The sequence below is a fragment of the Fodinibius sediminis genome (assembly GCF_900182555.1).
Taxonomy (GTDB): Bacteria; Bacteroidota; Rhodothermia; order Balneolales; family Balneolaceae; genus Fodinibius; species Fodinibius sediminis.
This window is the reverse complement of sequence record NZ_FXTH01000005.1, coordinates 295,604-305,650: the sequence shown is the minus strand read 5'-3', so window position 1 is coordinate 305,650 and position 10,047 is coordinate 295,604. Positions and strand designations below refer to the sequence as shown.

At 40.9% G+C, this 10,047-nt stretch carries 9 protein-coding genes; 1 reads left to right on the top strand and 8 read right to left on the bottom strand.

Annotated elements, in window-relative coordinates; all coding sequences use genetic code 11:
- Nucleotides 1–587: 587 nt before the first annotated feature.
- The 8 genes from FN808_RS07780 to FN808_RS07745 all read right to left on the bottom strand — a co-directional run bounded on the left by FN808_RS07780 (nucleotide 588) and on the right by FN808_RS07745 (nucleotide 8,296).
- Nucleotides 588–875 carry a hypothetical protein gene (locus tag FN808_RS07780; protein ID WP_142713990.1) on the bottom strand — a complete coding sequence of 96 codons (288 nt, stop codon included), beginning with the start codon at nucleotides 873–875 and terminating at the stop codon, nucleotides 588–590.
- The gene (locus FN808_RS07775) at nucleotides 865–1,638 is read right to left on the bottom strand and encodes a ParA family protein (protein WP_142713989.1); all 774 of its coding nucleotides are present in this window, start codon (nucleotides 1,636–1,638) and stop codon (nucleotides 865–867) included. The genes FN808_RS07780 and FN808_RS07775 overlap by 11 nt, the downstream gene beginning before the upstream one ends.
- A gap of 71 nt (nucleotides 1,639–1,709) precedes the next feature.
- Complete coding sequence (locus FN808_RS07770; protein ID WP_142713988.1) at nucleotides 1,710–3,860, bottom strand: relaxase/mobilization nuclease domain-containing protein; 2,151 nt, start codon at nucleotides 3,858–3,860, stop codon at nucleotides 1,710–1,712.
- Nucleotides 3,857–4,240 (bottom strand): plasmid mobilization protein, encoded by a 384-nt coding sequence (locus tag FN808_RS07765; RefSeq protein ID WP_142713987.1) that lies wholly within the window; start codon nucleotides 4,238–4,240, stop codon nucleotides 3,857–3,859. The genes FN808_RS07770 and FN808_RS07765 overlap by 4 nt, the downstream gene beginning before the upstream one ends.
- 569 nt (nucleotides 4,241–4,809) lie before the next feature.
- Entirely contained in the window at nucleotides 4,810–5,718 is a 909-nt protein-coding gene (locus FN808_RS07760) for a replication protein RepA (protein WP_142713986.1), read from the bottom strand.
- A 9-nt stretch (nucleotides 5,719–5,727) separates the two neighbouring features.
- Nucleotides 5,728–6,021 (bottom strand): helix-turn-helix domain-containing protein, encoded by a 294-nt coding sequence (locus tag FN808_RS07755; protein ID WP_142713985.1) that lies wholly within the window; start codon nucleotides 6,019–6,021, stop codon nucleotides 5,728–5,730.
- Between the two features lie 91 nt (nucleotides 6,022–6,112).
- Nucleotides 6,113–7,054: a hypothetical protein gene (locus FN808_RS07750; protein ID WP_142713984.1), complete on the bottom strand. Its 942-nt coding sequence runs from the start codon at nucleotides 7,052–7,054 to the stop codon at nucleotides 6,113–6,115.
- A 6-nt stretch (nucleotides 7,055–7,060) separates the two neighbouring features.
- Nucleotides 7,061–8,296 (bottom strand): site-specific integrase, encoded by a 1,236-nt coding sequence (locus FN808_RS07745; protein WP_142713983.1) that lies wholly within the window; start codon nucleotides 8,294–8,296, stop codon nucleotides 7,061–7,063.
- 537 nt (nucleotides 8,297–8,833) lie between these two features.
- Between FN808_RS07745 and FN808_RS07740 the strand changes: the two genes are divergently transcribed.
- Nucleotides 8,834–9,067: a hypothetical protein gene (locus FN808_RS07740; RefSeq protein ID WP_142713982.1), complete on the top strand. Its 234-nt coding sequence runs from the start codon at nucleotides 8,834–8,836 to the stop codon at nucleotides 9,065–9,067.
- Nucleotides 9,068–10,047 lie beyond the last annotated feature (980 nt).

Sequence of the window (10,047 nt, the reverse complement as noted above, 5' to 3'; positions counted from 1 at the left end):
TTGTCTTGCGTAGTCATGGTGAGTCTGCGTTTAGTGATTAGGTTGTTGGATACTCTAATCTAACTAAACTGTCAGATTTCATCGTGACTACTTCAGTTTACACACCCGTTCATAGTCCAATTTCAACTCTTCTTCATGATCACCATACATTTCTAAATAATTTTTTTATTCCAAGCTCTTTTTATTCGCTTTTCTTCGATTTTATCATAAATACTTTTCATTAGCTCCGTACCATTCACGTTGTCCTACAATGGCCTATAAGCCCGAACACTTTCAACATATGCAAATTTACCATTAAAGCGCTGGTATTGAATAGTTTGCAAGGGGTCATTGCATTGTTGTAATTCAAGTAGGCTTATCCATTCGCCCTGTTTTTTAAATACTCGATGATGTGTTCAGACACCATATTTGGCAAGTGCTATAGGATTAGCCTTTTTACCTTGCTGTTTATAAAATCTTTGTTCTTTTCATAGGCTTCTTTGTAATGATCAATTACATGTAATATGAAATAACCAAATGATCGGTGACTACTCTGAAAAAGTTCTTCTTCTACAGCTCAATTCATAATCTACAACTACCTGATTTAATTAACCTTCTTTGTTAAATCTGTTTAAAATTGTTTCAAGGTGATCTTCATCCATTTTCTCTAGTGAATAATTAATACAGTTCTCTATAAATTCTCGCTGGCTAATCCGCTTCCACCAAGCCAGCGCTTTTATGATATCCACATACTCTTGATCCAGTCGCACCGAAAACGGGTGCAGGCTGGAATCGGAGTTATCTGTAGTGGATGTATTATTTGTCTTACGTGTATTGGATCCTGCTACATCGTCGCTGGATATCAGCTCATCAATATTAAATTCATCATCGGCCATAACGCTCCTCCACTTCTTTGGATAGGTTTAGGTAATCGGTAGCTCCATGGGATTTAGGGTCATACTCAAAAATCGTTTGCCCCTGAGAGGTGGCATTGCTTAACCGGGCATTGGTCCGGATGATTGTCTGGAATATCTTGCCCGGAAAATTTTCTTTAACCGCATTTCGGATGGCTTTATGCTGGTTTTTGCGGCCGTCGTAGTTGGCAAGTAGATATCCCGATAGGTTCAACTGAGGATTTATCCGCTGCTTAATCATGTTGGCTTTTTCCGATATACGCATTAGGCCCTCCAGGGCGAAATACTCCGGCTTGATGACCACCAACATATCGGTAGCTGCCACCAGGGCATTCATCGTCAGAAATCCCAAATTGGGCGGGCAATCGATGAGGATATAATCATAATCCTCGCTGATTTCGTCCAGTCGCTCCGAAAGCAGGGTCTCTTTAACTGGTACGCCGCTGAGTTTCTGCTCGGCATAGGCCAAAGGCTCTCCGGCCGGGATCACGTCCATCCCAATAAATCCGTTGCGCGCGATCAGCACCTCCGAAATATCCAGCTGCGATTCATAATACAGGTTATCCAGGGTCTTCTGCAGGCGTTTGCGATCAATGCCAAGGTGCGAGGTCGCATTAGCCTGGGGATCCGAGTCGACTAGCAATACCGATTTCCCCAGCCGCTGTAGCCCGGCCGCGAGGTTTACGGCTGTGGTGGTTTTGGCCACCCCGCCTTTTTGATTGGTAACAGCAATGCAGGTATTCATATCCGTATTTTCGTTAGTGTTTGTAGTTCATGTAGTGGTTGTAGTGTATCGGGCTACGGTAGGCCAATGTCTTACCGATCGAGCCCCAGGTCTTTCCTCCGCTCTGGCCCGTTAGCCTGCTGTATAGCATCCTTCATAATTCCTTTGGCCAGGCTCAGACTTCCCATAGCGGGATTCTTGAGCATCATGGCAATACTGGCTGATACCTTAACAGCTCGCGCGGACATCGAGAACACCGCTCTCCCGGCTTCGGTCCCGCTGGCGCGGGACAGCCACCGACTGCTTGACTTCACAAGTTCCAGCCCTGTTACAGCGGCCGGGCTAAGGGCCTGGAAATGCTCGGAGGACCGGGCTTTCATGGCTTCCGGCAAATGCCGGAAATAGGCTTCGACCTGGTCCGGTTCCAACTCACTGAGAAATCCTTTAAACTCCTTGCGTATCTGCTTTGGGGCTTGTAATGCCTCTTTTAACTCCCCTCTGGTGATATTTCCTTTCCGAACACCAAATTCATCGGAATTGACAATCATAGCTTCAACTTCCTTGCTTTTATCGTCCCACATAATATCCCAAAGCGCAACACGCGCCTTGGTAGGATCGGCGTAATATCCATCTAGTTTCTGATCTAAGACCTTGATCGCCTCGGCCATCTTCCCGTCCAGCTCCGGATTTCGTCCCAGCGGGCTTATCTGGTTGTCAGACATATCCATGTTCCTGTAAGCCTTTTGTATTTGGCTCACGGCCCGCCAAAGGGATAGGGCTTCATTATAGCCCCGTCTGACAGCCCGATAAACGTCCGGATCGTTCATTTGCTCCCGCAGGTGTTGTGATATTTGTGCGTCTACCCGTTGCATAGAGGACACTAGCTGTTTGGCTTTGTGGCGGGCATGTTCAATAAGGGCCTGCCGATCCTCCTTACTAAGCCCTTCAGTGAAATACTTTTGGTACTCTCCGGCCAGCCGCTCCATTTCTTGAAGGTCCCGGCTCATTTGAGTAACAACCCCTGGCTCTCTCACAGCCCCAAATTGTTCAGGATTCTCGCTGAGGCGGTCCTGGCCCTCCGGCACCCATTCCTCCATAGGTTTCCCATGCATCTTTTTATTGAAGGCTCTGCGGGCGGCCTTGCCGTTCTCAAAGGCCTGATCCCATTTCATATCGAATAGCTCATATTCCCTCTTAATCTCGCGGGTAAAGCCCTCATCAAGCTTTTTCAGCTTCCGAACCTGCTTTTCAGCTGATCTGTGATTTTGATTTAAGATCATTTCAAGTGTTTGCAATTCCTCCTCGATCATTCCACTTCGCCAATTCACAGCCAGCACCATTCCGTCGAGCTCTTTCAGCTGCTGTTCTCGCTCATAGACATAACTCTTTAATGATCGTCCAAACTTCTTCTCTAACTGCGGACCGGATAATTGCCGGGAAATGGAACTGGCCTTAATCGTATCTTGAGTTCCCCCACAAATAATCATGCCCTTTTTATTTCGGGCCATATCCAACCATAGTCCTCGCTTTGACAATGCCTCGTCAAACGTCCGAAAAGATGTTGCTTGAAACAACTCGTCGGTAATCTCTTTGGCCCGTTCCAATACCGCACGCCCGTCAATCTTCTCTGGGTCTATTCCCATCCCAGCGGCCATCTCCTTATTGCGCTGTTCCCGGTGGTATTCGTGATCTTTCAGGCTCCGTCCCACCGTTTTCTCCTTTCCGGTAGCTCGATATTTCCCCCCAACTTCTCGCCAGCCGTACTCTTTTTCAACCCCTTCAAGGAACTCCTGGACCCGTTGGTTATGGAACTTGTCAACCTTCCGCTCCCGCCCCTGACCATTGTACGTATCAAGTTCCCATGCCCTGTGCTGGTTGGGGTGTCCATCCGGAAACACGCGATTGGCCATAATGTGAACATGGGGATGATCCGTATCATTATGGGCAACCAGCAGCACTTGGTTCCTATCCAATCCCATGTGCTCCAAATACCGGTGGGCCACCTCCCGCATTTCGGCCTCGGTCGGGTTATCCTCCGGGGCCCAGTTCAGGGACGTATGATAGACAGGCTTCTCGCACCTTGACTGGCTTGCCACCGCCTGCATTTCCATGGCCGCCCCCTTCACGCTGTGGGTACTTACGTTCCAAAACTCCATCCACTCCACCCGGCTTTTATCTTTCTCCAGTCCATACCACAACGCCCCACTAAAATGGCTCCCCAAACTTACCTCTGCACCGGTCATAAGATGGCCTCCATTATTTTAATGGATAGTTGGTCCAAATCTTGCCGACAGACCTTAATGTCAATCATAATTTGTTCCCGTTCTTGTTTTGTGAACTCATCTGCGCAGTTAACTTTTTTTGTGAGTTGATTCAGGTTGTTTCCCACCATGGGCAATTGTCGAAAAACCATCCGTCGCATTTCCCTGTGGGTAATATCATCAGCAAGCTTAAGGGATCGCTGGTTGGTCCCAAAAGGAACCTTGGCCGGGGGCAGTTCTCCGAGTACGACCTTTCGTATATACCGGCCCTTTGAAACACCCACTTCCCGGGCTTGCCGGACGATCCAGTCCAGTGCATTAGGAGTAAAACGAATGGATAATATCTTCGACTTTTCAGTCATAGAATACAAGATCTTATTTCAGCTAATAGCCGCTTTGCAGTTGAAGTTTTACTTTGAGCAGTTGCCGCAGGCAAGCTGCGAATTGGCCAGTGGTGTTAGGTATACATGGCGAATTCGGTACCCGAATCGATATGTAATACGTAACACAGAGCTGGCTATCATTATTTAAGTGTATTTTCAATCATTAGATCATTTATTTATTCGTTATAAGCATAGCGAATCTCAATAATTTGTCATTTACCTATGGTTAAAATCTATTAGTACAACTCTTTCTCAAACTCATATACTGCTTCCAGTCTTTTAACAGAACCATAAGTTATGTCCGTATCTAAACCTGTTTTTAACATGGAGGCTATATCAATTCTTGGTTTTAATATTTGTATTACGAGTAATTATTAAGGTCTATGAGTTTTCCACATTCCAGCCCCTGCTAACTACAGGTATAAATAACTACAGGTAAAAGCTATAGGAAGTGTGACAGTTAATTCGTAAATCGACCTAAAGCTGTGACAGTTAATTCGTAAATTTAAAAATCGTTGTGACAGTTAATTCGTAGATAACTTTTCATATCAACGGCTATTTGTGGATAACTTTTTTACGGGTGTTGGTGATTTTTTTAAGACCAATCTTCCTGGTTCAAAAGCAAAGTTTACCTGTGGATAGACTTCGCTTTTAATTTTTCTCAAATACTTTCTTGCCCGGCTGCCAAAATCGAGATGATTTGCATAGTTTGAACCAAACTGTTTATTCAAATCTTTCCAAGAGATATAGGTATCCCTTTTTAAATTGAAGACCCGGTGGCAAAGAAATAGATAGAGATCCAAAGCTAAGGTTGATGGACGAAGCTTATTGACATCTTCCTGTTTTACTGGAAATGCATGGTTCATTATTTCCCGGTAAAAATGTTCATGTAGTTTTATACGAATATCTTTTAAGCGATTACTTTCTTCGTCATAAGTCGCTTCCCAGAACTCCATTTCATCAATTGGCCCCATGTCACGTTTAAACTGCCCTTGCATCGGATTATCTATATCTTTGTAATGTTGATAGGAAACTCTACAATTCAATAACCTTTTAAGCTGTACATATAGTTGAGACAAAGAACCTTGCTCACCACCAGAAACTTCATATCCAATCATTTTCAAAAATTGAGAAATATTTGGGGATAACTTTATTTCTCTCTTTCCTGTTAATACTGCTCTAGTTGTAATCATTAGAATGAGAAGCCTTGGAATCATTCCGAAAGGTAACCCGACAGGTATAGTCCTTTTTTCTTTAGGACTATAATCATGACCTGAGACTAGTATTAAAACCTTATCTCCATTAACAGTCCAATAAGAATCTTTGTCTAAATTTGATTTTGGAAAGGGATGCTGAGCAAACATACGTGGTACGTATAGAATACTGTATGGATTATTCCTTTTTCCTTTAACCAAATCAAATGATTGTATGGAATTGCCTTGTGTTTTACTTCTCATTTTACCAGCCTATTTGTTTGATTTCTTGGGCTGGATTTCATTGTTTCGAAGAAATTCTTCTATTCCCTCAGTAGGGTATACAATCTTCCGACCGTGCTGCGAGAATGGAATTTGTTTGGTATCCCGGAGGTGCTTTTGCGACCTGTAGGACCAACCTGTAAGCTCTCTTAACTCTTTAGTAGTGAGCCATTCACTTCTGTTGGCCTTTCTTATTATAGAAGGGAGTTTTTCATCGATAATTTCTGCAACCGCCTCTGCGACTGCTTCTTGCAATTCCTCTTTTGTTGATACGTAGGCTTGCATAGCTGATTTAGTTACGTTTTGGGATTGAAGTTCGTAACCAAATTCAGCCTATTGGATGGGATAGGACAGGATTTACAATAAATCCATAAATTCAATCTTTTTTAGGCTTTACTTTATTAAGTACATCCTTAATATAATTATTAAAGGGATCATATTGTCTTAAAGTGTCTTCCGAACCTATTGTTTTATTATTTATTTCTTTGGATTTATTTATAGCCTCTTTTAATCTTACCCAAAATTCAGTATATGTGCGAACCTCTGGATTAACCGCAATATTTTCAGCTATGGCTTTAGCTTTTGGGTAGTCCTCTTTCTTTAAATAAGGCTTTTTTTTGGTTTTGCCCTTTTTTGTATATCCCAACTCATTTAAAGCAAACTTCTTTAATCGGGTTTCGATTTTTTCCAAGTCATACTTCTTACTATTTGTGAATTCAAATAAAACTTGATTGTCATTATTTTGAAGACCCAAAGTTGCAAACTTATATAACAACACCTTTAAGTCTTTATTGGTAAGAAGGGATAAAAATAGCATTGTAATGGTTACAAATACCATTGCTATATATAGTGAAAACTTTATATATAGCGGTTCTTTGTTTTCCTTATTGGGTGGGCTATAGAATGAACCTGTTATAAACAGTTTAATGAAAACTATTCTTTGGAAGATAAGCTGATTATCTGTTATAGGTTTTTTGTTATCAAATATGTATTCGAATAAAAAATAGAGAGGTATGGATAGTAGTCCACCCAGAATGGGATAGATAACCCATTTTAAATATTGATAAATGTCTTCATGTTGAGCTCCTATCCAAACTAAAAGAAATAGTATAGTAGATCTAAAAAGTAATTCCGGTAAACTTATATTGTAGTCTTCACTTTTTAGATTCTCTTTTTTTGCTTTAATCAGCTTAACACGTTCAGTTTCATAAATGAAATGAAGAACTGTTAAATATTGATCGTGCAGATAGCTTCCCACGCCATTTGCTTTCTTATAGTGCCAAAGTTTAAAGGCTCTAAATAATTTTTTAATACTCATTATCCATTAATTAAATAATTCTTCCATTTCGTTATCAAGCATTTCTTCATCAAAAGAATTTAGATACTGTTCGGTAGTTTTAAGATTACTGTGAGCTAAGGCTTTAGAAATACTGTAAAGACTCATCCCCTTCTTTCGAGCAAAATTGGCAAATGAATGTCGGGCAATGTGAGTAGTTACATTTTCTTCAATATCTGCTAATCCGGCAATGTCATCTAAATCTCGATTCATCATCGCAGTCTTGCTTTGCTTATCTCGATCAAATACTGATGGATCTTGCAAATTTTTAGAAGTGTCTAATATTGGGAATAAATATTCTTCAGGATCTTTATCCTGAAAATTATAGCGTTCCAGTATTTCAATTGCCTGGGGAAGTTGTTTAATATTTTTCCATTTAGGCTTAGTGTTTGTTCTCGTCTTATTCATCAGATATCTTAAGCGAATTTCTTCATCTGATATAAAAATATTCTCTCTTTTCAGTTTCATTAAATCTCCAACTCTAATACCTGCATTATAAAAGCTAAATAGAAAGTAATTACGAGTATGCCAGAGGCGGGAACTTTTTTTGAGGTCGAGTTTTTCTATATCCTTAATCTGTTTGAGAGTTAATGCCGTTTTATTTGACTTCTGTCTTTTAGGAAGTTCAAAATCATCGATGGGATTAGACTTGATAAGGTTATCTTTCTTTGCTTCCTCAAATAACCGATTTAGTCGCTCAAGATCTTTTCGAATGGTATTAGGTGCATTTTTACATTCTTTCTTCATATAGGATTGAAGACCGCTAAGGAATTTATTGTCAACCTCATTAAGTAAAAGAGACTTATCACCGTAGAACTTTTCAATCTTATTAACAATCACGTTAGTCTGTTTGGAAAGCCTAACAGAACCACTTTCTTCTAACCGGTCGATATATTCTTCTCCATAAGTGAAGAAATTTTTTGCTTCATAACCTTTGAGGACGTTAATGATATACTTTGCACTTACATTATCTTCAGCCCGTAATTCCAGCATCTTGTTTTGAGCTTTAGTAAACATTCGGTCAATTTCATGATTCATTTTTTTATATGAATCATGACTTCTTCTTACCCGTTGCTTGTCTTCATTCCAGTCCTTAGCTTGGACGGCAATGCCGATACTATAAATGCTGGACTTTCGATTGTGTGTTACGCGGATATATATAGGAGATTCACCACGTGCATTCGTTCTTTCGGTTCTTAAATAGAAGTTTATTGTCGTAGCCATGTTTTACCATTTAGTTATCTGGGACAACAATGGTAAAACAAATTTTGTTATTAGTCCAATAAACTCACTGACTTAATGACCAAAAACGTCTTTTTAAGCTAATTAAGGCATAATATCAGTAAAGCTGTTGGAACAGTAACCGATATTCGAGTCCGGCCTCGGGTACTCCTAACGCCTTGCGAGTCATTATATTATAGACTTGTGAGGCTTTTTATATTCTGAATATGTTTTGCCTTTTTAAAAGCATAAAATTTTTTGGTATCAGAATGGTATTAGAGACGGAACCACTCCCCCCTGATCTTCCTCTCTCAAAACCGAATACTGTGCTTGGAGAGCTCCCCAAACAGCCCTGCACCTTATCACCATGCAAAACCTACTATCATCAAGGGAAAAAATATAGCCAGCCAATCTGTTTTTTTCCTGATTTAGTGTAGTATAATACACCACATAGAAATCATCTTTTTTACTACATCTGTTTAAAAGTGTAAGCTTTACACTTTCGTAAATTATAAGCTCATCAGTAAATTACTATCGCACATGTCAGACATTCATCTGCGCCTAAGAGAGTATTACGTAAAAGGCAGTTACAGGGGATTCTATAAGGTCAAAGAGCAACGGTTTAGAATGGCCGGAATAACATTTGTTACGTTTGCTAATGGGGAAAAGGAAATATTTGCCACCGGACCATTTAGAGAGGGTGCACTGGAAGCCGCCTTCAAGCAAATAGATAATTACTACGCAAAACAACAATACAGGTCTCAGGCAGTATAACCTATGGTGTTATTGCACCAGTCTACGGGATGCGCTGGGTTGAACACGCTACTGGTCTTCCCCAACCAATCGCTTTTCCCTCTCCTCTTTATTCAAACTTGAACCAACATTACCCGCATTACTGTCAACAAGTTGGCTGGTAGACTTGATATCATCATCAACTTTCTCCGTAGTATCAATAGGACATAACAAGCGGGGACTTGTTATCAGGAATAACCATCCACCTCCGGTTTGCGCTCTAAATGAGAGGAAAACGGGCAAAAAATGGGTTCTTCCATATGCAAAGCGTCTATTATTAGCTAATGATTAAAGTTATATCACCTATTTATTAATTATATATTAGTCATATATTAATTAGGCTATCATAGAAAAACTTGTTCTGTATAGGCCCATCATCGTATATTGATAACAGTTATTCAAAGAAAGCTCTGCCGCGGCAGGGCTTTTGTTATACCTTCCTTCCACGATCTTTTCTTTCTCTGCCCCTTGTCATAACGACTATCTCATCAGCACATGAGCCATCGTCTCCAGATCATTGCCACATCCTTGAGGCAGTACCTGTCATTCATTTACAAAAGGCTTACCAACAACATATCCTCTGGAACTTATCCCCTAAAATCAGTACCTGGCGTATAGATCACAACCAAATGCACGCTCTCTTTCGAACCAGTAAATATGAAGCAGCTTCAAAATACTATTTCTCCATACATTCTATTTCAAGACTGTCACCGGCAGCTGCTGATCCGCATTTTCTATATTAATATCTCACCCTTCCCTTCAGGCTATACCTGCCTTGCTTCGCTTTGCCATCTTCTCATTTACGAGTGCTTCTTCTTGCGGCCCTCAAACCCGCCGATCATCAGCAGTACCCTTACTTCCCAAAGTGGCATAATGATCATCCGTATCACCCCTTGATCCCTTTTTAAAGAACCGGACGTCAATCAGTGGTTCACCATATATCGCACTTCAATTTGAACACG

What these genes read in the sequence shown, in the direction of transcription:
- FN808_RS07780 (WP_142713990.1), bottom strand. Translation starts at nt 875, where the DNA reads ATGGCCGATGATGAATTTAATATTGATGAGCTGATATCCAGCGACGAT.
- FN808_RS07775 (WP_142713989.1), bottom strand. Translation starts at nt 1,638, where the DNA reads ATGAATACCTGCATTGCTGTTACCAATCAAAAAGGCGGGGTGGCCAAA.
- FN808_RS07770 (WP_142713988.1), bottom strand. Translation starts at nt 3,860, where the DNA reads ATGACCGGTGCAGAGGTAAGTTTGGGGAGCCATTTTAGTGGGGCGTTG.
- FN808_RS07765 (WP_142713987.1), bottom strand. Translation starts at nt 4,240, where the DNA reads ATGACTGAAAAGTCGAAGATATTATCCATTCGTTTTACTCCTAATGCA.
- FN808_RS07760 (WP_142713986.1), bottom strand. Translation starts at nt 5,718, where the DNA reads ATGAGAAGTAAAACACAAGGCAATTCCATACAATCATTTGATTTGGTT.
- FN808_RS07755 (WP_142713985.1), bottom strand. Translation starts at nt 6,021, where the DNA reads ATGCAAGCCTACGTATCAACAAAAGAGGAATTGCAAGAAGCAGTCGCA.
- FN808_RS07750 (WP_142713984.1), bottom strand. Translation starts at nt 7,054, where the DNA reads ATGAGTATTAAAAAATTATTTAGAGCCTTTAAACTTTGGCACTATAAG.
- FN808_RS07745 (WP_142713983.1), bottom strand. Translation starts at nt 8,296, where the DNA reads ATGGCTACGACAATAAACTTCTATTTAAGAACCGAAAGAACGAATGCA.
- FN808_RS07740 (WP_142713982.1), top strand. Translation starts at nt 8,834, where the DNA reads ATGTCAGACATTCATCTGCGCCTAAGAGAGTATTACGTAAAAGGCAGT.